Source organism: Clostridium drakei (assembly GCF_000633595.2).
In the GTDB taxonomy this organism is placed as follows: Bacteria; Bacillota; Clostridia; order Clostridiales; family Clostridiaceae; genus Clostridium_AM; species Clostridium_AM drakei.
The window spans coordinates 32,220-57,846 of sequence record NZ_JIBU02000004.1 but is presented as its reverse complement, the minus strand read 5'-3'; the positions used below and the strand labels follow the sequence as shown (position 1 = coordinate 57,846).

General features: G+C 28.9%; 26 protein-coding genes, 1 other RNA gene and 1 riboswitch. Of the genes, 26 read left to right on the top strand and 1 reads right to left on the bottom strand.

What is annotated here, in order from left to right; translation table 11 throughout:
* Positions 1–33 precede the first annotated feature (33 nt).
* From EG57_RS0202210 to ppdK, 15 genes are all read left to right on the top strand, one after another.
* Positions 34–780 (top strand): 16S rRNA (uracil(1498)-N(3))-methyltransferase, encoded by a 747-nt coding sequence (locus EG57_RS0202210; RefSeq protein ID WP_032075679.1) that lies wholly within the window; start codon positions 34–36, stop codon positions 778–780.
* A gap of 109 nt (positions 781–889) precedes the next feature.
* A complete protein-coding gene (gene mtaB / locus EG57_RS0202205; RefSeq protein WP_032075678.1) occupies positions 890–2,200 on the top strand; it encodes a tRNA (N(6)-L-threonylcarbamoyladenosine(37)-C(2))-methylthiotransferase MtaB in 1,311 nt (436 codons plus the stop codon).
* 175 nt (positions 2,201–2,375) lie between these two features.
* Positions 2,376–2,720 carry a histidine triad nucleotide-binding protein gene (locus EG57_RS0202200; RefSeq protein WP_032075677.1) on the top strand — a complete coding sequence of 115 codons (345 nt, stop codon included), beginning with the start codon at positions 2,376–2,378 and terminating at the stop codon, positions 2,718–2,720.
* A 126-nt stretch (positions 2,721–2,846) separates the two neighbouring features.
* Positions 2,847–3,023, top strand: coding sequence for a 30S ribosomal protein S21 (rpsU, locus tag EG57_RS0202195; protein WP_007061146.1), 177 nt, complete (start codon positions 2,847–2,849; stop codon positions 3,021–3,023).
* Between the two features lie 27 nt (positions 3,024–3,050).
* Entirely contained in the window at positions 3,051–3,497 is a 447-nt protein-coding gene (locus EG57_RS0202190) for a GatB/YqeY domain-containing protein (RefSeq protein WP_032075676.1), read from the top strand.
* Between the two features lie 91 nt (positions 3,498–3,588).
* Complete coding sequence (gene yqfC, locus EG57_RS0202185) at positions 3,589–3,873, top strand: sporulation protein YqfC (RefSeq protein ID WP_032075675.1); 285 nt, start codon at positions 3,589–3,591, stop codon at positions 3,871–3,873.
* Positions 3,866–5,008: a sporulation protein YqfD gene (gene yqfD, locus EG57_RS0202180; protein WP_084572140.1), complete on the top strand. Its 1,143-nt coding sequence runs from the start codon at positions 3,866–3,868 to the stop codon at positions 5,006–5,008. Before yqfC ends, yqfD begins: the two co-directional genes overlap by 8 nt.
* A gap of 189 nt (positions 5,009–5,197) precedes the next feature.
* On the top strand, positions 5,198–7,273 hold the full coding sequence (locus tag EG57_RS0202175) for an HD family phosphohydrolase (protein WP_032075673.1): 2,076 nt from the start codon (positions 5,198–5,200) through the stop codon (positions 7,271–7,273).
* 11 nt (positions 7,274–7,284) lie between these two features.
* Complete coding sequence (gene ybeY / locus EG57_RS0202170; protein ID WP_032075672.1) at positions 7,285–7,785, top strand: rRNA maturation RNase YbeY; 501 nt, start codon at positions 7,285–7,287, stop codon at positions 7,783–7,785.
* Between the two features lie 19 nt (positions 7,786–7,804).
* Positions 7,805–8,515, top strand: a complete 711-nt coding sequence (locus EG57_RS0202165) for a diacylglycerol kinase (protein WP_052037717.1) — start codon at positions 7,805–7,807, stop codon at positions 8,513–8,515.
* A 171-nt stretch (positions 8,516–8,686) separates the two neighbouring features.
* Entirely contained in the window at positions 8,687–9,568 is an 882-nt protein-coding gene (gene era, locus EG57_RS0202160) for a GTPase Era (protein WP_032075670.1), read from the top strand.
* Positions 9,569–9,658: 90 nt separating this feature from the next.
* Positions 9,659–10,420, top strand: coding sequence for a DNA repair protein RecO (gene recO, locus EG57_RS0202155; RefSeq protein WP_032075669.1), 762 nt, complete (start codon positions 9,659–9,661; stop codon positions 10,418–10,420).
* Between the two features lie 51 nt (positions 10,421–10,471).
* A complete protein-coding gene (locus EG57_RS0202150; RefSeq protein WP_032075668.1) occupies positions 10,472–11,047 on the top strand; it encodes a DUF4342 domain-containing protein in 576 nt (191 codons plus the stop codon).
* Between the two features lie 427 nt (positions 11,048–11,474).
* The gene (gene ccpN, locus EG57_RS0202145; RefSeq protein ID WP_032075667.1) at positions 11,475–12,116 is read left to right on the top strand and encodes a transcriptional regulator CcpN; all 642 of its coding nucleotides are present in this window, start codon (positions 11,475–11,477) and stop codon (positions 12,114–12,116) included.
* Between the two features lie 85 nt (positions 12,117–12,201).
* Positions 12,202–14,835 (top strand): pyruvate, phosphate dikinase, encoded by a 2,634-nt coding sequence (ppdK, locus tag EG57_RS0202140; RefSeq protein ID WP_032075666.1) that lies wholly within the window; start codon positions 12,202–12,204, stop codon positions 14,833–14,835.
* 38 nt (positions 14,836–14,873) lie between these two features.
* On the opposite strand, the gene EG57_RS0202135 is transcribed toward ppdK, so the two are convergent.
* Positions 14,874–15,941: a CotS family spore coat protein gene (locus EG57_RS0202135; protein WP_032075665.1), complete on the bottom strand. Its 1,068-nt coding sequence runs from the start codon at positions 15,939–15,941 to the stop codon at positions 14,874–14,876.
* A 126-nt stretch (positions 15,942–16,067) separates the two neighbouring features.
* Here EG57_RS0202135 and EG57_RS0202130 point away from each other — a divergent pair, with 126 nt between their 5' ends.
* From EG57_RS0202130 to crcB (EG57_RS0202085), 11 genes are all read left to right on the top strand, one after another.
* On the top strand, positions 16,068–17,096 hold the full coding sequence (locus EG57_RS0202130; protein ID WP_032075664.1) for a deoxyguanosinetriphosphate triphosphohydrolase: 1,029 nt from the start codon (positions 16,068–16,070) through the stop codon (positions 17,094–17,096).
* 314 nt (positions 17,097–17,410) lie between these two features.
* Positions 17,411–19,174: a DNA primase gene (gene dnaG, locus EG57_RS0202125; protein ID WP_032075663.1), complete on the top strand. Its 1,764-nt coding sequence runs from the start codon at positions 17,411–17,413 to the stop codon at positions 19,172–19,174.
* Between the two features lie 23 nt (positions 19,175–19,197).
* Positions 19,198–20,262 (top strand): RNA polymerase sigma factor RpoD, encoded by a 1,065-nt coding sequence (gene rpoD / locus EG57_RS0202120; protein WP_161782694.1) that lies wholly within the window; start codon positions 19,198–19,200, stop codon positions 20,260–20,262.
* 92 nt (positions 20,263–20,354) lie between these two features.
* On the top strand, positions 20,355–21,242 hold the full coding sequence (locus EG57_RS0202115; RefSeq protein ID WP_032075661.1) for a PH domain-containing protein: 888 nt from the start codon (positions 20,355–20,357) through the stop codon (positions 21,240–21,242).
* Between the two features lie 20 nt (positions 21,243–21,262).
* A complete protein-coding gene (locus EG57_RS0202110; protein WP_032075660.1) occupies positions 21,263–21,952 on the top strand; it encodes a tRNA (adenine(22)-N(1))-methyltransferase in 690 nt (229 codons plus the stop codon).
* Positions 21,943–22,758, top strand: coding sequence for a Nif3-like dinuclear metal center hexameric protein (locus EG57_RS0202105; RefSeq protein WP_032075659.1), 816 nt, complete (start codon positions 21,943–21,945; stop codon positions 22,756–22,758). Before EG57_RS0202110 ends, EG57_RS0202105 begins: the two co-directional genes overlap by 10 nt.
* Positions 22,759–22,821: 63 nt before the next feature.
* The gene (locus tag EG57_RS0202100; protein WP_032075658.1) at positions 22,822–23,544 is read left to right on the top strand and encodes a zinc ribbon domain-containing protein; all 723 of its coding nucleotides are present in this window, start codon (positions 22,822–22,824) and stop codon (positions 23,542–23,544) included.
* 56 nt (positions 23,545–23,600) lie between these two features.
* An RNA gene (gene rnpB / locus EG57_RS25325) (RNase P RNA component class A) lies at positions 23,601–23,952 on the top strand.
* A gap of 231 nt (positions 23,953–24,183) precedes the next feature.
* Positions 24,184–24,633 carry a CBO0543 family protein gene (locus tag EG57_RS0202095; protein WP_032075657.1) on the top strand — a complete coding sequence of 150 codons (450 nt, stop codon included), beginning with the start codon at positions 24,184–24,186 and terminating at the stop codon, positions 24,631–24,633.
* Positions 24,634–24,683: 50 nt separating this feature from the next.
* Positions 24,684–24,743: riboswitch (Fluoride riboswitch) on the top strand.
* Positions 24,744–24,824: 81 nt separating this feature from the next.
* Complete coding sequence (gene crcB, locus EG57_RS0202090) at positions 24,825–25,271, top strand: fluoride efflux transporter CrcB (RefSeq protein ID WP_032075656.1); 447 nt, start codon at positions 24,825–24,827, stop codon at positions 25,269–25,271.
* Positions 25,272–25,625 carry a fluoride efflux transporter CrcB gene (crcB, locus tag EG57_RS0202085; protein WP_032075655.1) on the top strand — a complete coding sequence of 118 codons (354 nt, stop codon included), beginning with the start codon at positions 25,272–25,274 and terminating at the stop codon, positions 25,623–25,625.
* The last annotated feature ends 2 nt before the right edge of the window (positions 25,626–25,627 follow it).

Genomic DNA, 25,627 nt, shown 5'->3' with positions numbered 1-25,627 from the left:
ATTTTTTGTTGCAATTTTAAAAGGTGGTGTATTATGCATAAGTTCTTTGTTAATAAAAACGACATAAATGGTGATTCTGCTGTTATCAGTGGTGATGATGTAAAACATATATATAAAGTTTTAAGGCTTCAAGTTGGAGATAAAGTTAACATAAATAATTGTGAAGGTGAAGAATTCTTAGGAGAAATAGAAGAAATAAACAAGAAACAAGTTGTTGTAAAATTTATAAAACAGCTTCCGCTTAATAATGAAAGTAATATAGAGGTTTATTTATTCCAAGGGTTGCCAAAGTCTGCTAAGATGGACTTAATAGTTCAAAAAACTACAGAATTAGGTGTAAAAGAAGTAACACCTATAGTTACGGAAAGAGTTGTAGTTAAAAATGAACTAGGTGAATTTAAGAAAATAGATAGATGGTGTAGAATTGCTTTAGAAGCTTGCAAACAGAGTAAAAGAAGTTTAGTACCTAAGATTAATACACCAATAGAGTTTCAGAGTCTCTTAGAAGTCCTAAAACAGATAGATTTAATTGTAGTTCCTTATGAAAATGCAGAAGATTATGGAATAAAGAAAGTTGTAAATAACATAGATAAAGACAGTATAAAGAAAATAGGAATAATAATAGGACCAGAAGGTGGATTTGAACAATCAGAAATAGAAGCTTTAGAGAAGCTAGGTGCTCATATAGTTACACTAGGACCTAGAATACTTAGAACAGAAACTGCTGGTTTTGTATGTATGTCTTTACTTATGTATGAATTAGGAGATTTAGGAGGTTAAAGCCCTAAATGGGCTTTAACGAGCAATTTTAATTGCTCAGTGTTCCACAGTGGGCTTTAACGAGCAATTTTAATTGCTCAGTGTTCTGACTAAAAGGAGGAATATTTTAATGAAAGTTGCTTTTGCTACTTTAGGCTGTAGGGTTAATAAGTATGAAACAGAAGCTATGATAGAAAAATTTATAAAAGATGGCTACGAAGTAGTACATTTTGAAGAATATGCAGATGTTTATGTTATAAATACATGTACAGTGACTAACATGGGAGATAAAAAGTCTAGACAGATGATACATAGAGCCAGAAGGGAAAATGAAGATGCTGTCATAGCAGTTGTAGGATGTTATTCGCAAATTGCATCAGAAGAAGTATCTCAAATTGATGGAGTAGATGTTGTACTTGGAACTAGAAATAAGGGTGAAATAGTTTATTGGGTAAATAGAGTAAGAGAAGAAAGAAAACAAGTAGTAGAAGTTAAAGAAGTAATGAAAAACAATGCTTTTGAAGAATTGAATATAGAAAGTTATCAAGATAAAACTAGAGCATTCCTAAAAATACAAGATGGTTGTAATAGATTCTGTTCATATTGTTTAATTCCTTTTGCAAGAGGTGCCGTGTGCAGTAAGCCGCCAGAAAAAGTTATAAGTGAAGTTAAAGAACTTGCAGCACATGGATTTAAAGAAATAATTTTATCAGGAATACATACTGCTTCTTATGGAGTTGATTTAGAAGAGAAGTGCAGCTTACTTTCTGTATTAGAGCAGATAGATAAAATTCCTGGTATAGAAAGAGTAAGAATAGGTTCAATAGATCCACAATTCTTTACAGAAGGTGTAATAGAAAGAATAAGTGTTCTTAAAAAATTATGTCCTCATTTTCATTTATCACTTCAAAGCGGATGTAATGAAACTCTAAAAAGAATGAATAGAAGATATACTGCTGGAGAGTATGAAAAAATTGTAGAAGATTTAAGATATAATATTAATGATGTGTCAATAACTACAGATATTATTGTTGGTTTTCCAGGAGAAACGAAAGAAGAATTTAATACCACTTATGAATTTTTGAAAAGAATAAAATTGTCAAAAATTCATGTATTTAAATATAGTCCTAGAAAAGGAACAAAAGCTGCTGAGATGAAAAATTCAGTAGATGGTAATATTAAAGATGAGAGAAGCAGAAAACTTATAGAGTTAGATAAGATTATGGAAGAAGAATTTATGAAAAAGTTTTTGGAAAGGAATATGAAAGTTTTATACGAACAAAAATGTAATAATTCAAAAGATTTGTATGAAGGATATACTCCTAATTATATAAAAGTAATATCAGAGTCTCAAAAAGATATATCAGGAAGTATTAAAAATACTGAAATTGTACAAACTAAAAATGGAGCATTAGAAGGAAGCTTACTAAATGATTGTTAAATTTAACTTATCATAGATTATATAATAAATTTGAAAAGAAAAATTTATTTTTAGAAGGATATTTTTATTAAATATTGAATATTATCAAGTAAAACTTAATTTTATATTATGAAGTTTACAGTTATATAAATTTTATATTTAATAATAATCGGACAACTTTAAAGGAGGTGAAATCATGGAAGATTGCATTTTTTGTAAAATAATAAAAGGTGAAATACCTTGCGAAAAAGTTTATGAGGATGACATAGTGCTAAGCTTTAAAGATATAAGTCCTGGTGCACCAGCCCACATATTAATAATACCTAAAAAGCATATAAGCAGTTTAAATGAGTTAACAGATGAAGATTCAAAAATAGTAGCACATGTGTTTATTGTGTTAAAAGAAATAGTTAAAAAGTTAGGTATAGATAAGACAGGATACAGAATTGTTAGTAACTGTGGAGAAGATGGAGGACAGTCAGTACCACATATTCATTTTCATGTATTAGGAGGAAGAAACCTTCAGTGGCCTCCTGGTTAAATCTAAATGAAATTGTTGACAGCTTGTAAATCTATGTTGTATAATAAACAATGTGCTATGTAACCTACATTGGCTGTGTTTAATTTTTTTTAAATTAGATTGAGCTAGCGGAGGGAGGGATAAAATATGTCAGAAATAAAAGTTGGAGAAAATGAAACTATAGAAAGTGCATTGAGAAGATTTAAGAGAAAATGTGCTAGAGCTGGTGTTCTTTCAGAAGTTAGAAAGAGAGAACATTATGAAAAACCAAGCGTAAAGAGAAAAAAGAAATCTGAAGCTGCAAGAAAGAGAAAGTTTAAATAGAATTCTTTGAAAGAAGGTACTAAGTTAATGTCTCTTAAAGAAAGACTACAAGAAGATTGGAAGCAAGCCTTAAAAGCAAAAGAAAAGTCTAAGGCTGAAACAATAAGTATGGCAAGAGCGGCTGTTTTACAAGTTGAAAAGACTGATGGTAATAAGCTTAGTGATGAGCAAGTTATTGAAGTCTTAGCAAAAGAAGTTAAACAGAGACGTGAAGCTATATTAGAATTTGAAAAAGGAAATAGGCAGGATTTAGTTGATAAGGCAAATGAGGAAATAGAAATCTTGTTAGGTTACCTTCCTCAGCAGTTAAGTGAAGAGGAGATTTCCGAAATTGTTCGTCAAGCAGTTGATGAAGTAGGTGCAGGTAGCATTAAGGATATGGGCAAAGTTATGACTTTGATCATGCCTAAAACAAAAGGTAGAGCAGACGGTAAACTTGTAAGTCAGATTGTAAAGCAATATTTAAATAAATAAAAGGTTGAGATATTCTCAACCTTTTTTATTTTGTCATTTATTAAAAATCTTCTTCATAAATTAGTATGGAAGTATTTTTAGAGGTGATAAGGTGAAGGGAAAGTTTAATAGAGCAAAACAAGATATTGCAGACAAGCTAGATTTACCTAGAGACATAATTTTAAATGTACCTAAAATTACAGTGACAGGACATAATGAAATAGTAATAGAAAATCATAAAGGGATAGTAGTGTTTAATGAAAATGAAGTAAAGATAAATTCAGGTATAGGATTGATATCTATAAATGGAGTTAATTTTGAAATACTGTTCATGGGAGGAAGTACCATAACAGTAGGTGGGAAATTTAAATCCATAATTTATGAGGCAAATGAGTAAGTTTAATTTCCAAAAATATAAAAGTGGTATAATAACTATAGAAGCTCGATCTCTTATACCTGAAAAATTTATCAATCTTTTATGGCAAAATGGAATTAGTGCAAGAAATGTTATAAAAAAAGACATTACTACCCTGAATATAGATATAAGTTTAAAAGATTATATTAAGCTTAAGGATATAGCTAAAAGAACAAAAACTAAAGTAAAGATAGTTAAAAGAAGAGGATTTGCATTTTTTCTAATTAAAATAAAAAGAAGAATTGCTTTTGTAATTGGTATAATATTGTTTGTAGGCATAATTTATTATTTATCTACATTTATATGGAGTATAGAAATAAATGTAGATCATAATTTGACCCCTTATGAAATACGACAACAGCTTAAATCTTATGGCATAAGGCCTGGAATTAATAAGAAAAACATAAATGTTTACGAAGTAGAAGAAAATCTTATGAGAAATAATGACAATGTAATGTGGGTAAAGGCTAGAATTGATGGAGCAAAACTTAAAGTTTCTGCAATGGAAAGACAATCACCACCTAATGTAGTAGCTGACGACAAACCTTGCAACTTAGTTGCTAAAAAGGATGGTGAAGTGATAAGAGTATATACTAAAGCGGGAACGTCTGTAGTTAAAAAGGGAGATATGATTAGAAAAGGACAAATTGTAGTAAAGGGAGAACAAGGAAATGAAAATTCAACTTATGCTGTTCATGCAGTTGGGAATGTAATATGTAGAACTTTTTATGAACAAATTAAGGATGTAAAAATTGATAATTTAAAAAGAGAACGTACAGGTAAAAAATCACAAGATATATATATAAAATTTAACGGCAAAAAGCTATATTTAAAAAAATCGCCAAATAAATTTATTAAATATGATAAAATAGAAGATAAAAGATTATGTGTTAATATTGAAAATTATTATGAAGTAAAAGAAACTACTGTTCATAAGGATCCTCAAAAGGTAATAAATGATACATATGATGAACTTTATTCAAAGATATGTGCAAACTTAGATAAATCTGTTAAAATTGTAGATAAAATAGAGAGTTATGAGCAGGGAGATTCTTATAGAATTAGAGTATTAGTTGTAGCTGAAGAAAATGTGGCTTTAGAGCAACCTATACAATAAAGGTTCTTTTATACTTAATTGATTATAAACTTAAGCAAAATGTAACAAAGTAAAGCTTAATTCAGATTGGGTAAAGACAAAGTGGTAAAATACCATTTGGATATTTTACTCATCTGGGTTTGGTTGAATTTATGCAGTATGTAATCTTTAGATAAAATATGGATACATATGAATGAAAAGGTGGTTAACATGGGAGAATTGTCCATAAGGAATTTTTTTGCCAAAGAAAAAACAAATAAAATAATTATTTTTATTTTAACATTTATATTTATTTTTTCTGTATTAGTAACATCTACAGTAACTAAGAAGTATAGCTTGAAGGAAGGTGACATTGCTAAAGTAGATATAAAAGCACCAAGAGAGGTTAAAGATGAGGTATCTACAGCAGCAAGAATACAGCAAGCTACTGATTCTGTACCGATACAATATAATAAAAAACCAGAAGTAAAAACTGAAGTTATAAATAAGATAAATTCATTTTTTTCTAAGTTATTACAAATAAAAGATGGTACTGGTGAAGAAAAAGATAAGCTTCAAAAGCTAAAAAGTAATGTGGAGATAAGTTTATCAGATGATGATTATTTAACCCTTATAAGGTTAAGTAAAGATGATTTGAAAACTGTTCAAGATTTTTCGGTTAAAACCATGGCTGATATATATGATAATAATAATATAAGTGATAACAGTCAAAAGGATAATCAGGAAGATATTAAAAAAGCACAGGAAAGCATACAATTAAAAATAAATGGATCAAAAATTCCTAAATCATTAAAAGATATATCATACAGTATAGAATATTCACTAATTACTCCTAACTTTTTTTATGACAAAGATAAAACTGAAGAATTAAAAAAAGATGCAATAAAAAAAGTTGTTCCTGTTATGATAAAAAAAGATCAAATAATAGTGAAAGAAGGAGAACCTGTTGCTAAGTATCAAATAGAAATATTAAAGGATTTAGGTCTTTTAAATAGTAACTATCATTTTGAATGGTACATATATATTTGTTTAAGTATACTAATTTTACTAATAATGTTTTTACAGTGGTTTTATCTTTATAAGTATCATAATGACATATATAGTGATACTAATAAACTTATAATGATAAATATATTAAATTGTATAGCTATACTTTTGGCTAGAAGTTTAGCTGTAATTTCGCCATTTTTAATACCTTTAGCTTGCATACCTATGATTTTTACACTTTTAGTAGATTATAAGGTTTCTTTGGCCATAAGTGCATTAAATTGTGTACTTATAAGTAGAGCAGTGGAATTTAACACAGAAATAACTATATTGGCTCTAGTAAATGTTGTTATTGGTGCTGTAATCTTAAAAAAGATGCAGCAAAGAAATGATATTTTATATTCGTCGATATATATTTCAATAATGAATGTAATTTTAACTTTTTCAGTAGGATTTTTATTAAGTAATAACGGGGTTGATGTAACTCAAAAAGCATTACTTGCATGTATTGGAAGTATATTATCTGGTATTCTCACTATTGGACTTCTTCCATTCTTTGAAAGTACTTTTGATGTTATAACTACTATAAAATTATTAGAAATATCAAATCCTAATCATCCTTTGCTAAAAAGGCTGCTGATGGAAGCTCCAGGAAGTTATCATCATAGTATCTTAGTTGGGAATCTTGCTGAAATAGCTGCAGAGGAAGTGGGCGGAAATCCAGTGCTTGCAAGAGTTGCATCTTATTATCATGATGTAGGAAAGATAAAAAGACCTTACTTCTTTAAAGAAAATCAATTAGGAAATGATAATCCTCATGACAAAATTACTCCTAATTTAAGTACTCTTATAATTACATCTCATGTAAAGGATGGTGTAGAATTAGCAAAACAGTATAAAATTCCAAAGGCTGTAACAGATATAATAGAGCAGCATCATGGAACATCTCTTGTAAAATACTTTTATGTAACTATGAAGAATTCAAGTGAAAGACCTGAGGATGTTAAAGAAGAAGATTTTAGATATCCTGGACCTGTGCCTGAAACAAAGGAAGGCGCAATAATAATGTTAGCTGATGCAGTAGAAGCTGCAGTAAGGTCTATAAATGAACCAACTAAGGGTAAAATTGAAGAAATGGTTAACAAAATTATAAAAAATAGATTAAATGAAGGTCAACTGGATAACTGTAATCTTACACTAAAAGATATAAATAAAATAAGGAAATCCTTTTTAAAGGTTCTTACAGGGATATATCATCAGAGAATAGAGTATCCCGAAGATAAATGGGCAAATAAGTAAGGAGTGTCAATATGATTTTTATAGATGACAGACAAAGTAAAATAGAAATTTCAGATGAAATAGAAAAAAATATAGTAAACATTATTGAGTATGCGCTTCAGGAAGAAAAAGTTAACATTCCTTGTGAAGTAAGTGTTATATTTGTTGATAATGAAAAAATAGAAGAAATAAATAATGAAAATAGAAATATTGATAAAGTTACAGATGTACTTTCTTTTCCAATGTTAGATTATGAAAAAGGAAAAGTATTTAAAGATATTTATAAAGATTTTAATTTTTCATATGTGGATTTAGATGATGGAAGCTTGGTGCTAGGTGATATAGTACTTTCGCTTGAAAAAGCAAAGGAACAAAGTTTAGAATTTAATCATTCGTTTATTAGAGAAGTAATCTATCTTACCATACATTCAGTACTTCATTTATTAGGATATGATCATATGGAAGAAGATGAAAAATCAGTTATGAGAAAAAGGGAGGAGCAAATATTAGAAAAGTTCCATTTAACAAGATAAATTCATATAAAGAAAGTAGATGAAAATTATGAGAGAAGTTAGAAAGCTACTTGACAGTTTCAACTATGCTATAGAAGGAATTATATATGCAGTTAGAACTCAAAGAAACATGAAAATACATATGATTGCAGCTCTATTGGTACTAACTGCCTGCTTTTTTTATGATTTAAGTAAAATAGAACTTTTAGCGATAACAATAACTATTAGTATGGTAATTATGGCTGAACTTATAAATACAGCTATAGAGTTTGCTGTAGATGCTACAACTAATTATTATCACCCATTGGTGAAAGTTGCTAAGAATGTGGCTGCTGGTGGTGTTTTAGTAACAGCTATAAATGCTGTAGTTGTAGGATATATAATATTTTGGGATAAGTTGAAGTATATAAACTTTATATTGATAATGAAGGTGAAAAGCACTAGTCCATATGTTATTTTTATAATATTAGCTATTGTAAGTATAACTACATTAGTAGCGAAAGCTATTTTTGGAGAAGGAACACCTCTTAAAGGAGGTATGCCAAGTGGTCATAGTGCAATAGCTTTTTCTATAGCTACCACTATAGCCCTTATTACTGGACAATTGGCGGTAGTGGTTTTGAGTTATATATTAGCTTTTATAGTTGCTCAAAGTAGAGTCGATTCGGAAATACATTCTATAATTGAAGTTATTGTAGGAGGAATTTTTGGAATTTTAGTTACTATATTATTGTTTAGAATATTCGGATAAAAAGCTTTAAACTATTCATGTTGCAGAGATTAATAAAATAAAATGTTGCAATGAATAAGGATAGTGCTATAATTTATTTACAACTTACTTATAATAAATATTAGAAATATAAAAAAAATATTAGTATAAACTTTTTACTTAAGAAAGATTACAGAAATAAGGAGAGAATTTATGTTTAAATCAGGATTTATAACTATAATAGGAAGGCCTAATGTGGGAAAGTCAACACTATTAAATTCAATAATGGGAGAAAAACTATCCATTGTTTCTTGTAAGCCTCAAACAACAAGAAATAATATACAAACTATACTTACAGAAAAAGACTTTCAACTTGTATTTGTTGATACTCCGGGTATTCATAAACCAAAACATAAACTTGGCGAATTTATGGTTAAAATAGCGCAGGATTCGATAAAAGAAGTAGATTTAATACTATTTCTTACAAATCCAGAAGACGAAATTGGAAAAGGCGATATGTACATACTTGAACAACTAAAGGAATGTAATGTACCTGTATTTTTAGTTCTAAATAAAATTGATGAAAATACTCAAGAAAGAGTTGCAAAAACTTTAGATAATTACTCAAAGGTGTTTAGTTTTGCAGAAATTATACCTATATCTGCGTTAAAAGGAAAAAATGTAGATGAATTAAAAGAACTTATGGTAAAGTATATGAATGAAGGACCTAAATATTATCCAGAAGATATGATCACAGATCAACAGGAAAGATTTGTTGTAGCGGAAACTATAAGGGAAAAAGCATTAAGATTACTTTCTCAAGAAGTACCACATGGTACAGCTGTAGAAATTATATCTATGAAAAAGGATGAGAAGGGAATGTATCATATAGATGCTACTATACTGTGTGAAAAAGATTCACATAAAGGTATAATAATAGGAAAGAATGGGTCTATGCTTAAGAAAATATCCACTTATGCTAGACAAGATATAGAAAAATTTTTGCAAGCTAGAGTTAATTTGAAGCTCTGGGTTAAAGTAAAGAAAGAGTGGAGAGATAGTTCAAGTATTTTAAAGGAACTTGGTTATAAATAAATTCTATACACTAAGTATATAATATACTTAGAATACGAAATATATATTTTGATTATTAATTATTAAAATATACCATAAAAATTGAAAAATGTGGGGGGTGATTTTCTGTCCATATTTAAGACCAGGGCTGTAGTTATAAAAACTCAAGATATAAAAGAATCAGACAAACTTGTTTGGCTGTTTAGCGAAAAATTAGGGAAAATATCTACTATTGCAAAAGGTTCAAAGAAAAGCAGTAATAAATTGTTTACTAGTACTTTGCAATTTTCATATGGAGACTATGTAGTTTACAAAGGGAAAAGTCTTTACGTAATTAATGAAAGCACAGCTATAGATTCATTTCAAGAACTACTTAATGATTTAGATAAATTAACTTATGCATCTTATTTTTGTGAAATTATAGACATATCTATGCAAGATGAAGAAAGTAATAGAGAACTTTTTAAATTACTAATTACAGCTTTTTACTTTTTAAAGAATAAAGTTGTTGATATAGAAATTTTAGCAAGGGCTTTTGAAATAAAAGCTTTACAAATTACAGGATATGGTTTTAATTTAGAACATTGCTGTATGTGTAGAAAAAAAATAAATACTTCTAACTATATAAGTTTACAGTATTCTGGAGGGATTTGTAATGAATGTGCAAAAGTCAATGGTATTAATGTAAGTTATCCAGCATATAATGCTCTTAAATATTTATCTAAAATTCCTCTAGAAAATGTATATAGAGTTAATTTATCAAAAGAAATAAAAGATGAGCTCTACAAAGTATTATTTCAATTTATTGATCAAAGTTATTTTAGAAGACCTAAAAGTTTAGATATACTTAATTGTTTAACAAAATTTGAATGATGTAAAATTTAAATTATATAAGTGATAAACTATTAAAAAGGAGTGAAGTAAATGAGTGAAATTACATTAGAAAAAATTGATATCGTAAGAGAAAGAACAGGAGTTACTTATACAGAAGCTAAGGAAGCCTTGGAGGTTTGTGAAGCAAATGTAGTGGACGCATTAATATATCTTGAGCAAAATAAAAAATCAACTATGAATGACATATATACAACAAAGGATGAATTTTTAGATTGGATAAAGGATTTAGTTAAAAAAGGCAACATAAATAGAATAAAGATAAAAAAAGATGACAAAATAGTTGTTGATATTCCTGTTAATGCAGGTATTGCAGCCACTTTAACAGTATTAGTATGGCCACCACTTATTGCAATAGGCATATTAACAGCAGTGTTTACTAAAGTTACTATAGAGATTACTAAAGATGATGGAACCATAGAAATAGTAAATAAAGTTATAAAAACTAATGTAAAAGATACAATGCAAGATGTAAAAGATAAGGTATTTGATGCTGCCAATACTGTAAAAGAAAAATTTTCAGGTAAAAATGAAAATAGAAAAGAAGAAAATACTTATAGCTATACTGTAAAATTTGATGATATAGAAAATAATGATAAGGATAAGTAAGACTGAAAAATAATTGGAAAGTCAGCGATAAATAAATTTCTAAGCATCAGGTTATAATGTTATTTAGCCTAATGCTTAGAAATTATTATTCAGAGATATAGCTGTTCTTTATTCTAGATACCAGAACTAGAGTATTGTAATGGATAGTCAAAGAATAAGATTTTCATTGCTGATTTTTTATTGCAGCGTAAAAAATACATAATTTGGGTTAATTGTTTATAAATGAAATTTAAAGATAATTAATGAGAATTGAAGAAAAATATAATTAATGTAGAATATTCAGTAAATTTAAAATAAAAAATAAAAGTTATATACTACTTATTGTTGTATAATGTTATAATAATAGTAAGTACATATAGCACACTAAAGCTGAGTAAAACTTCTTTAACTAAAATTTTTATTTAAAAGTTAAGGATAAAGAGGGAGGGTGAACATTATTAAGTTATCACCAAGGCAGGAACAAATAATAAAATTAGTAAAAGAGAATGAGCCTATAACAAGTGAAAAACTAGCATCTAAATTAAGTGTTACAAGGGCTGCACTAAGGCCAGATTTGGCTGTATTAACTATGACAAATATATTAGAGGCAAAGCCAAAAGTTGGATATATATACTCACAAAAACCTTCTTATAGTTTAGTATATGATTATATAAGAAATATCAAGGTACAGGATATAATGTCTAAGCCTGTAGTAGTGGATGAAAATGCAACAGTATATGATGCCATAGTACATTTATTTTTAAATGATGTAGGAACACTATTTATAGAAAATAATGGAGTACTTACTGGTGCTGTTTCAAGAAAAGATTTTCTTAAAATAGCTATGGGTGGTACAGATATGCATAAAGTACCTGTAGGCATAATAATGACTAGAATGCCTAATATTGTGTTTGTTGAAAAAGAGGATAATGCATATTTAGCTGCACATAAAATAATGGAACATGAGGTAGATAGTTTACCTGTAGTAGAAAAGTCTTATAATGGTACAAAGGAAATACTTAGAATTGTCGGCAAGGTTTCTAAAACTAATATAACAAGATTGTTTGTAAAAATGGGGGAAAATAGCTAAATTATAAATTGTTAGGTAACGGTTAAATATCCGTTAACATATACAAAAAAATATAGCAAAAAAACAATCAAAGGGGATGTTACTTATGGAAAACAAAAAATATGTTTATCTTTTTAGTGAAGGTAATGCCACTATGAGAAATTTGTTAGGTGGAAAAGGTGCTAATCTTGCAGAAATGACAAACTTGGGGATACCAGTTCCGCAAGGTTTTACAGTGTCCACTGAAGCCTGCACTAAATATTATGAAGATGGTAAAGTAATAAATGAAGATATAGTTTCTCAGGTTTATAGAGCATTGAGTACTATGGAAGAAAAGACAAATAAAAAGTTTGGAAATGTAGAAAATCCTTTATTAGTTTCAGTACGATCAGGGGCCAGAGTTTCAATGCCAGGAATGATGGATACAATTTTAAATCTAGGATTAAATGATAGTACTGTAGAAGGTTTAAGTAAGTTAACAAATAATGAAAGGTTTGCTTATGATTCTTATAGAAGATTCATACAAATGTTTTCAGATGTAGTTATGGGGATTGAAAAAAGAAAATTTGAAGATGTACTAGACAAAGTTAAAGAAGTTAAAGGAGCTAAATTTGATACAGATTTAAGTGCTTCAGATTTAAAAGAAGTAGTAAAACAATTTAAAGGTATATACATGAAAGAAATGGGCAAGCCATTTCCTCAAGAGCCTAAAGAACAGTTAATAGAAGCTATAACTGCAGTATTTAGTTCTTGGGATAATCCAAGAGCTATTGTTTATAGAAGATTGAATGATATACCAGGAGATTGGGGAACTGCTGTAAATGTTCAATCAATGGTATTTGGTAATATGGGAGAAACATCAGGAACAGGTGTTGCATTTACTAGAAATCCAGCTACTGGTGAAAAACTTATATTTGGAGAATATTTGATTAATGCACAAGGTGAAGATGTGGTTGCAGGTATAAGAACACCTCAACCAATTGCAAAATTAAAAGGGGATTTGCCAGAATGCTATGATCAATTTATGACTATAGCACAGAATCTTGAAAACCACTATAAAGATATGCAAGATATGGAATTCACCATAGAGCAAGGCAAATTATATTTTTTGCAAACAAGAAATGGTAAGAGGACAGCTCAAGCTGCATTAAAAGTAGCTGTTGATATGGTGAGTGAAGGTTTAATTACAAAAGAAGAAGCTATATTAAAGGTTGATCCTAAGCAACTTGATGCGCTTTTACATCCCAACTTCGATCAAGCAGAGATAAAAATTGCAAAAGTAATAGCTAAAGGATTACCTGCATCACCAGGGGCTGCTTGTGGTAAGGTTTACTTTACAGCAGAAGATGCCAAAGAACATCATGAACAAGGAGAAAAGGTTGTACTAGTAAGATTAGAGACTTCACCTGAAGATATAGAAGGAATGGTTGCAGCTGAAGGAATACTAACAGTTAGGGGTGGAATGACTTCACATGCAGCAGTAGTTGCAAGAGGTATGGGTACTTGCTGCGTAGCTGGTTGTGGTGATATAAGAATAAATGAAAAAAATGAAACTTTCGAAGTAAGTGGAAATGTATATCATAAGGGAGATTATATATCACTAGATGGCAGTACAGGAAATGTATATGGTAAAGCGATCAAAACAGTAGAACCAGAAATTAGCGGTTATTTTGGAACATATATGGCTTGGGCAGATGAAATAAGAACAATGGGAGTTAGAACTAATGCAGATACTCCAAGAGATGCAATGCATGCAGTTAAATTTGGAGCACAAGGTGTAGGACTTTGCAGAACAGAGCATATGTTCTTTGATGAAGATAGAATACCAGCAGTTAGAGAAATGATAATTTCAAAAACTGAAGATCAAAGAAGAAAAGCTTTAGATAAATTGTTACCAATGCAAAGAGAAGATTTTATAGGAATTTATGAAGCTATGGAAGGTAGACCAGTAACTATAAGATTCTTAGATCCACCACTACATGAATTCTTACCTAATGATGAAGAAGACATTAAAGATTTAGCTAAAGAAATGGAAGTAGGTTTTGAAGAATTAAAGGCAACAGTTGCATCTTTACATGAAGTTAACCCAATGATGGGACATAGAGGATGCAGACTTGCAGTATCCTATCCTGAAATAGCAGAAATGCAAACAAGAGCAATAATAGAAGCTGCTATAGATGTTAAAAAGAGAAAGAATTACGATATAGTTCCTGAAATAATGATTCCACTTATTGGAGAAATTAAGGAATTAAAATTTGTAAAGGATATAGTTATAAGAGTTGCTAATGAAATAATAGATAAATCAGGTATTGAATTAAAATATTTAGTAGGTACTATGATAGAAATACCAAGGGCTGCTATTACAGCTGATGAAATAGCTCAAGAAGCTGAATTCTTCTCATTTGGAACAAATGATTTAACTCAGTTGGCATTTGGTTTTTCAAGGGACGATGCAGGTAAATTCTTAGGCGATTACTATGATAAGAAGATATATGAATTTGACCCATTCCAAAGATTAGATCAAAATGGAGTTGGTAAGCTTGTTAAGATGGGTGTAGAACTTGGAAAACAAACAAGACCAGATATTCACCTGGGAATATGTGGAGAACATGGAGGAGATCCATCTTCTGTTGAATTTTTCCACAATGTTGGACTTGATTATGTATCATGTTCACCATTTAGAGTTCCAGTAGCAAGACTTGCTGCTGCACAAGCTCAAATTAAAAATCCAAGAAAGTAAAATATAAAACTGCTGGCTTTATTAAGTCAGCAGTTTTATTATATTATTTTAGTATTAAATTTATTTTCAATATATTTTCCAAATTTTATTGCAAAATTTAACTGATTGTTATCGTATTCTAAAGAATTTTTAAGTAGATAAAAAAAAGAATTATGGTTACATTTGGACACATTATTATAATAATCTCTTGATAATTTCCAGAACTTTTGTGGAAAACATAAGTATGAAAAAATATACTTATAGTCGTCTATGTTCAGTGGATTAATATTATCATATAAATCTAAGCATTCTATTGTAATGTCTAAGTTCCAGTTATTATTAGTTCTTCTGAGTAATCTTCTGAGAAAATAGGAAATATCATGACAACAATAGTCTATGCCACATTTATCAAAATCTATAACCCATATATTAGTACTTCTATCGAAAATTATATTTTTGTTTACATAATCAAGGTGACATAGTGATATGCTAAGGTTTTCTTTACACATTGTTGAAGATGCTTTTACTGAAGTTTCAGCTAGTAAAGAATTAATGCTAAAATGTTGTAGGAACAATTTTGAAAATTTATCTTTGTATTTAAATGCAAGATTAGAACAGTTTAAAATTTGTTGAAAATGTTTATTGATGGAATAAGGAAAGTTTTCTAAGTTTTTTCTAAGTGAACTTCCAGTTATAGGTATAAATTTTTTACCTTTAACGTGCATTAGTGATAAGTTATTTATAGAGGAAGTAATATGTTCTTTAATATCGTAATCACATTTAATACCTTCTATCCATGGAGTTAGTATAAATAGCATATTATTAAAATTAACAAATCTACCTCTGTCATTGTTAGGAAGTATCCTTGGAACATTTATATCGTTTCTAAAAAACCATTCTATGGCAGAATAGACAAATAATAATTCTTGCTTCGAAAAGTAAACTTTTTTTAAACAATAAGTTTTATCTAAATAATCTACTCTATAAACAGCTCTTTGCTTATCGGTATTTTTAAATTTAACTCTTTCTATTTGTGCTTCATTAAGTCCATAATGCGGAAGTACGTATTTTTGTACATTTTCTTCAGATAATAAGGTTATATTACACTCTTTAGCAGGGTGAGGCATTATTAATAACAACTCCTTAAAAAGTTATCTCCATATAATAATATTAAAAAACTTTTTACAATATACATTTACATTAAAAAAAGGAGTTTTACTATAAATATAGAATTAAATTATAAGGTGGTTTATATGATTGTAAGAGAAAAAATTGAAAAAAATGAAAAATTGATCCTAATAAAACAAGCAGCATTTTCATCAAATTCTAAGGGAAGAAGGACTCATGAGAGGAAAGATGAAATAAGAACTTGTTTTATGGTAGATAGGGATAGAATAATTCACAGTAAGTCGTTTAGAAGACTTAAACATAAAACTCAGGTATATATAAAAACCTGGGGAGACCACTATAGAACAAGGCTTACACATACCTTAGAAGTGTCACAGATAGCCAAAACTATAGGTAAGGGAATAGGACTTAATGAAGACTTAATTGAAGCTATTGCAATGGGGCATGACATAGGACATGTGGCTTTTGCTCATAATGGAGAAGAAGTTTTAGATAAGCTATTGCCAGATGGTTTTAGACATAACGAACATAGTATTAGAGTATTAACTAAGTTAGAAAAGCAAGGAAAAGGTCTCAATCTTACCGAAGAGGTATTAGATGGCATACTTAAACACAGTGGTTTTTCAAACTCAGCTTCAAGAGCTTTTACATTAGAAGGTCAAGTTGTAAAATATAGCGATAAAATAGCTTATGTAAATCATGATATAGATGATTCTATAAGAGCTAGATTATTAAAAGAAAGTGAACTTCCAAAGGATTTAATAGGAGTGCTTGGAAAAAATCATGGTAAAAGAATAGATACATTGGTTAAAGATTGTATTTATACCACTACAAATAATATACATAACAATATAATGGAGGTATCTTTAAGTAAGGAAATAGGAGATGCATTAGCGAAGCTTAGGGAATTTATGTTTGAAAATATCTATAAGGGTTCAGTGCTTAAAACAGAAAGAGATAAGGCAAAATTTGTATTGGAACAAGTTTTTAATTATTTTTTAAAAAATCCCAATAAAATGCCTTCCTTATACAGAAATATTGTAGAAAGTGAAGGGTTGTACAGAGGAGTAACAGATTACATAGCGGGAATGAGTGATGACTATTGTTTATTGTTATTCAATGGTATATACGTGCCTAAAATTGTTATTTATTAAGGAATAATTTTTAGTATTAAGTGGGTAAAATAACAATTGAACTGTTATAAATTTATATATAGGATTTATTAAAATTAGGTGTGATTTTAAAGGAAATTTAATTTTTATAAAGAATATATATATATTATCTAAGTGTTTAAGAGAAAAAATATTTAATCTTATAGAAGGAATGTAGAGATTTATGTCGAATATATTTATTCTTAAGTATATATGGAAACATTGAAAGTAAACGATAATGACATTGACATAATGGAATTATTTTTATTAAAAAAGTATAGTTCCATATAATAAAAAAAGATGGGTGGTAGTATCTATTGATATCGGAAGATGTCATCCAAAGAGTAAAAGAAGAAAATGATATAGTGGATGTTATATCTGAAACTGTAAAATTAAAAAGGGCAGGCAGAAATTATTCAGGGTTATGTCCTTTTCATCACGAAAAAACTCCATCATTTAGTGTATCTGTAGACAAACAAATATATAAATGTTTTGGATGTGGAGAAGCAGGAAATGTTATAACTTTTGTTATGAAAACAAAAAACCTTTCTTTTCCTGAAGCAGTAAAATTGTTAGCAGATAGGGTAAATATAACTATTGAAACTGATGAAAACAATTCGCATAAAGATACTTTTAAACAATTATACAAACTTAATGTAGATTCTGCAAGATATTTTTTTAATTGTTTGGGAGAAAATGTCGCTGCAAAACAATATTTGCTAAATAGAGGTATAACAGAAAAGACTATAAGAAGTTTTGGACTTGGATATTCAGCTAATAGTTGGGATGGATTGTTAAGACATTTAAAGAAAAAAGGTTTTTCTGAACTAGATATGTTTTCAAATGGACTTATAATTAAAAGTCAAAAAGGATCTTATTATGATAGGTTTAGGAACAGGATTATATTTCCCGTTTTTGATTATAGAGGAAGAGTTATTGGATTTGGGGGCAGAGTAATGGATGATTCAAAGCCCAAATATTTAAATTCTCCAGAAACCGCTCTATTTAAGAAGGGAATAAATCTTTATGGACTAAATTTTGCAATAAAAAATAATAGAGAAAAAATGCTTATTATAGTTGAAGGATATATGGATTGTATATCGCTTCATCAGTATGGAATAACTAATGCAGTAGCTTCTTTAGGAACAGCTTTAACAACGAATCAAGCTAAACTTATAAAAAAGTATGCAGATAGGGCCATAATAGCTTATGATGCAGATAGTGCAGGACAAATGGCTACTATGAGAGGACTTGAGATATTGAAAAAAGTTGGACTTGATGTTAAAGTATTAAAGGTTCCAGAAGGAAAAGATCCAGATGAATATATAAGAAACAATGGAAGAGAAGCATTTATGAAGCTTATAGAAGATGCTCTCCCATTAGTAGATTATAGAATGAAAAAAATTAAAGAAAATATTGACATTAATAATTCAGAAGGCGTTATTAAATATGCTGAACAGGCTCTTGAGATTATATCAGATTTAGATGCTATAGAAAGAGAAATATACATTAAGAAGTTGTCCGAAGAGACTAGTATCAGAGATCAAGCTTTATATGATATGATTAATAGCAAAATTCAAAAAAATGTAAAAAAATCAGAAAATATGAATATAGATAACGATTTTGGACAAAAATTATATTTAGAACCTGCATATTTAAAGGCTGAAAGAGGGCTTTTAAAAGTCATATTTAAAGATGAAAAAGCGCTTGAATATGTAGAAAAAAATATAAAAAGAGAAGAATTAATACTTGAAAGTCATAGAAAAATATATGATTATATTGTTGAAAATATGCAGTATGATGAGGAAGAACGACAAAAACGCATAGAAGTGAAATGTGATGATATAGATACTTCAAAAGAGTGGGTCAATATTATAGAAGCAGATTTTATATATGACAGTAATGATTATGAAGATATAGTTGATGATTATGTAAAAGGTATTAAAAAATTCAAATTAGAAGAGTCTAAGAAGCAAATTATGAATAGAATAAAGCAATATGAGATAGACGGAAAGCTTGAAGAATCTTTAAAGTTGGCCCAAGAACTTATTCAAATACAAAAAAAGATTGGTGGTATGTAGTGATGACTGATGGAGGAAAAAAAATGAAAGATAAAAGTGCAAAGATGCAAATAGTTAAAAAACTTATAGAAAAAGGTAAAAAAACTGGCACTTTGACTTATAAAGAAATAATGGATGAATTAGATGAAGTTGATTTAAGTCCTGAGCAAATAGAAAAAATATATGAAGTGCTTGAATCTATGGGAATCGAAGTTGCAGGTGATATTCAGGAAGTTGAAGTGGATGAAAAAGATTTAGATTTATCTGTTCCAGAAGGTATAGCTATAGACGATCCAGTAAGGATGTATTTGAAGGAAATAGGTAAGGTACCTTTGCTAGCACCAGAAGAGGAGATAAGTCTTGCACAAAGGATAGAAAATGGTGATCAAATAGCTAAAAAGAAATTAGCAGAAGCTAATTTAAGGCTTGTTGTTAGTATTGCCAAAAGATATGTGGGAAGAGGTATGCTTTTCTTAGATTTAATTCAGGAAGGAAACCTTGGACTTATAAAAGCTGTAGAAAAATTTGATTATAGAAAAGGATACAAATTTAGTACCTACGCAACTTGGTGGATAAGACAGGCAATTACAAGAGCTATAGCTGATCAAGCGAGAACCATAAGAATACCTGTTCATATGGTTGAAACTATTAATAAATTAATAAGAGTCTCAAGACAACTACTTCAAGAATTAGGCAGAGAACCTCAACCAGAAGAAGTAGCTAAAATTATGGAGATGCCTGTAGATAAAGTAAGAGAAATAATGAAAATTGCACAAGAACCAGTATCGTTAGAGACTCCAATAGGTGAGGAAGAAGATAGTCATCTTGGAGATTTTATACCTGACGATGAGGCACCTGCACCTGCAGAAGCAGCAGCATTTACTATGCTTAAGGAACAACTTATAAATGTTTTAGATACTTTAACACCAAGAGAAGAAAAAGTACTAAGACTTAGATTTGGATTAGATGATGGAAGAGCTAGAACACTTGAAGAGGTTGGAAAAGAATTTAATGTTACAAGAGAAAGAATAAGACAGATAGAAGCAAAAGCTCTAAGAAAATTGAGACACCCAAGTAGAAGCAAAAAACTAAAGGACTATTTAGATTAAAGCACCCTATTATAGGTGCTTTTATCATTAAAAGGTTTGAGCACAGTATACTTTAGCAAACTATGTTATAATGTATAAAGGAGGGTGGTTAAGTGCAAGTTTATAAATCAGTTAAGGGATCCGGAGTATATTATATTTTAGGAATGAGTATATTGGGTGATTTATTGTTAGGAGTTCTAGTATTCCTGATAGATTCTTATGAAGTGTTAAGCATATTAAAAGTTGCTATTATAGTTTTTAATATATATCAGCTATACTATATATTAATATGTAGTTCATTAAAATATTTTGTTGATGATGATGGCATACAAATTTTAAGCGTGCTAAGACTTAAAAATATAAAAATACCATTTTCATCTATACAAGGATACCAAAAAGCACAAGGACATATAAGAGGAATGAAGCTATCAGGATGTGGCAAGAATAATTTTGCTATTGGAAGAGCTATAGTTGAAAAAATAGGAAGCACTTATATGTTTATTACTTCAACTAAAAATATAATTTATTTAAAAACAGATGATATAAACTATGGATTGTCTCCTGAAAACTTTAATGAGTTTGAGAAAAATTTAAATGATAAAAATGTAAATTGTATAGGTTGGGAATACAAAGTTAATAAGAATGTAAATTTATATAAAGATAAAAAATTTTTTATCCCGTTTATTATAGTAACTATAGCAGTACTTATTATTACACTAAATCCGATAATATTATACTTTTGCAATAAACTTCCAGCCATGATGCCTTTAAATTTTAGTTCACACTTTGTGGCTATAAAGTTTGGTACAAGTAAACAGTTTGCATTTAAACAAATGGTTTATGGACTACTTAATATGGCAGTACTATTTTGTATGTATAATGCAGGATATCTTTGTGCTCGATATGATAAGAAATCTGCATATAAGTTTATTTATGTGCCTTTAATTTTAACATTTATTTTTCTTATTATGCAAATTAGAATTTTACTTACGTTTAGATAGATAGAATGGAGAATATATAAATGGAACTTAGCTTAAGACTTAAAACCATAGTAAGTTTGGTAGATAAATGTAATTGTGTTGCAGATATAGGAACGGATCATGGATATGTGCCTATAGAATTGATAAAAAATAATACTTGTATTAAAGTTATTGCTTCTGATATAAATAAGGGGCCAGTAAAAAAAGCAAGTATTAACATAATATCTGAAGATTTACAAGAACAAATAGATTGTAGAATGGGTTCAGGATTAAATACTGTAAAAATAGGAGAGGTTCAAGGAGTTATAATTGCTGGAATGGGAGGAAATCTAATTCGAGATATTATAGAAGAAGGATTAGAAGTTTTCAAAAAATGTGAATTTGCAATATTGCAGCCAGTACAAAACCCTGAAGTTTTAAGAGAATATATATATATAAAGGGATATCATATTATTGATGAGGAACTATGTATTGACGAAAATAAGTTTTATGAGATAATAAAAATAAAATATGATAATAAGGTTGAAAAAGTTGATAGCATTTTTTATGAGGTAGGTAAATCATTAATAGATAAAAAACATCCTCTTGCAGCCAAATTTATAAAATTTAAGATATCAACATATAATAAAATATTAGATAATATAAAAGATGATACAAAATTAGCTGTGGATAGAAAAGTCGATATTAAAGTTAAAATTCAAAAGCTGGAGGAGCTGCTTAAATGTCTTTAAGAGTAAGAGATATTAATAGTTTAATGGAAAAATATGCACCATCAAAATTCAAAGAGGATTATGATAATGTGGGTCTTATGGTAGGGGATATGGAGTGCGAAGTAACATCCATACTTGTGGCATTAGACTGTACTTTGGAAGTTATTAACGAGGCCAAAGAAAAAAAATGCAACTTTATATTAACCCATCATCCATTGCTCTTCAAGAAACCATTGAATATAACTAAGGGGACTTTATTAGGAAAAAAGATAATAGAGCTTATAAAGAATGATATAAATGTTTATTCAAGTCATACTAATCTTGATTCTATAAAAGGAGGTATTAATGATACTATAATGCAGCTTTTAAACTTTCAGGATTATAATACTATAGAACTTTCTAAAAGAAATGAGGAAGATGATAAGGTTTCAGGCATTGGAAGAATTGCAAAAATCAAAGAAGCTATAACAGTTGATGAAATGTGCAGCAGAGTAAAGAAATTATTAAATGTTCCTTTTTTAAGATATTCAGGTGACGAGGATAAAATAATAAAGAAAGTTGCAGTTATAAATGGCAGTGGACAAAGCTATTTTAATGAGGCTAAAAAGTTGGGAGCAGATTGTATAATTACAGGTGACACTACATATCACTATGTTAGCGATTTTGAAGAAGAAAACATAGCTGTTATTGATGCTGGACATTTTGATACAGAATGGCCTGCTGTAGTCATATTAGCTAAACAATTTAAAAATAAAATAGAAACTATGGGTCACAAGAATTCTGTTCTTATATCAGAATCTAATAAAAATCCGTACAAATATAGATAGAAGTGGGTATTTAACATGCTCATTTCTATTTTTTATTTAAAAAAATATTGGGAGGATAAAAAAATGAGTTTATTGAAGCAACTTATCGAGATTCAAGATAATAAAAAAAATATTGCAGTATGTAATAATTTAATTAATAATCATGAATATACTGGTAATCTAAAAAGAGTAAAGAAAGAATTTGATATTGAAAAAAGTAAATTTAAAAGTAAAGAGATTGAAATATCAAATTTAAAAAAGAAATATCAAATTGTAAGTAATAGTTTAAATGATGATAAAGAAGAATTGGAAAAAATTAAATTTGAGCTTTATAATAATGCAGGAAGCGATTTGAAATTAATAGATGCGCTGCAAAAAAAGTTTAATAAAAAGCAAGAAAGTATAAAGATAGTAGATAATCAAATTTTAAAGTTATTAGAACAAGAAGAAAAATTGAGTTCTGAAAAGGAAAGCTTAAAAATAAAACTTTCTAAACTTAAAAATGATTTTTACACATATAAGAATACAGAAGGTAGCAAAATTAATGATGCAAGAGAAAAAATAAAAAAATCAGAAGAAGCTATTAAAGAAACAGAAAAACTTATTCCTGTTGATATTTTAGAAATTTTTAATAAGATATGCAGTTCAAAAGGTACAGGTGCAGCAGAGTTAAAGGATAATATATGTTCAGGATGTAAAGTAAAAGTTTCTTCTATGACTACAGATAATGTAAAGAAACAGCAAAGAATGGTATACTGTGATAACTGTGGAAGAATAATTTATTGCAATGAAAACAAAAGTTTTTAAAGTATGAAAAAATTTTTATTTGTAATTTTAATTTATGTGTGATATTATAATATTCGTGAGTAAGTCAGACAATCGCTGCTGTAGAAATACAGGAGAGGAAAGTCCGAGCTCCATAGGACAGGGTGCTGGGTAATACCCAGTCAGGGCAACTTGAAGGAAAGTGCAACAGAGATATACCGCCATATGTGTTTTTCACATGTGGTAAGGGTGGAAAGGCGAGGTAAGAGCTCACCAGCGCATTGGCGACTTTGCGGCTATGTAAACCCCATCTGGAGCAAGATCGAATAGAGAGGCGTTAAGGGGTGGTCCGTCCCGCTTCCGGGTAGTATCGCTGGAGCCTATTGGTAACAATGGGCCTAGATAGATGATTGTCTAATACAGAACTCGGCTTATAGATTTGGTCACATATTTAAAACACTAGCTTTGTGCTTGGTGTTTTTTTATTTTGTATATATCCCAATAAATTTTGAACAAACTTATCAGCTGCAGAAGTGGAGTAGTTATTTAGATTACAGCTGATAATCTTGTTGAAATCAAAAATAATAATTGGTAATAGGTAATCTTTTCATATTAAAAGCACTACTTAAAAAAGATTCTGTGGAGCATAATAAAATTAAAACTAAATAAAGGAGAAATTATATGGTTTTAAATATAATACTAGGTTTTATAATTCCATGGATATTCGGAGTAGCACTTTATTTAAAAGATAAAAAAGTATTATTAACTATTGCTCCATTTTCATCAATATTGGCATATACACTAAATGAATTCTGTTTTCATCTTAATTTTTGGAGGTTAATACCTGTATATATTGATGACGACTATACTTCTATATCTGTAAATTTAGGATTATATCCAATATTAGGATGCTATTTAATTTACTATATTTCAAAAAAGTATATAAATTCATATTTAGTTATTTTTATTTTTACATTAGCTACTACAGCAGTTGAATACTTAGCGTTTCTATTTAAATTAGTTACTTATGGAAATGGGTGGAATATAGGATTTACTTTTATATCATATCTTATTCCATATTTACTAATATATTGGTATTACTTAAAGCTAAAGATTATTAAAGTATTTTAATAAGAAGCAAAAAAATTTGTAGCAATTTTGGAAAGTTTGTAATATAATTATCCTGTGAAGGTGATGGAGTTCACCATAATTGCTTGAAAGCTAATGACTCCTACAAGTAGTATAAGAATACTATTTGTAGGAGCTTTTTTATTTATAAATATCTTATTATATAATACTGATTTTAAACGAGGGGGAGAATTATGAAAAAATACATATTTATAGCATTAGGCGGTATGCTTGGAGCTATGTTAAGGTATAAAATTGAACATATTCATATTTATCATTACAAAGAAGTTGTTCCAATAAATACATTAATGATTAATATTTCTGGCAGCTTTGTTTTAGCACTTATACTAACTATAGCTTTTGAAATTTGGCAGTTTAGTTCTGATTTAAGATTAGGAATAGCTACAGGCTTTTTAGGAGCATACACAACATTTTCTACAATGTGTAAAGAAACTGTGAATCTTATGAAGCAAGGAGATTATTATTCTTCTATATCTTATATAGGTTTTTCTACTATGTTAGGTCTAGCTGCGGCATATTTCGGGATAATACTGGCAAGGGAAATTATTTCAAAATTAGTAAAAGAAAATGATGATTATAATGAAGAAAATTTAGAAAATGTATCAGGAGAGGATAAGTAGATGGAATATTTATTGGTTGCAATTGGCGGTGCAGCAGGAAGCTTAGTTAGATATAGTCTTGGTAAAGTAATAAGTGAAAAATCTAATATGAATTTTCCAATAGGAACTTTCATGATAAATATTACAGGTGCAATTTTACTTGGTGTTGTAAGTTCAGTTCCAGTAGGCAGCAATATGATGATATTGTTGGCGGATGGTTTTTTAGGAGCGTATACAACTTTTTCTACTTTTATGTATGAGGGATTTAATTTATTTCAAGAACGAGAAAAAATTAATGCTTTTATATATATTTTAGGTAGTTTAATTTTAGGTACTGTTGGATTTGCATTAGGAACTAAAATAGTAAATATATAGGA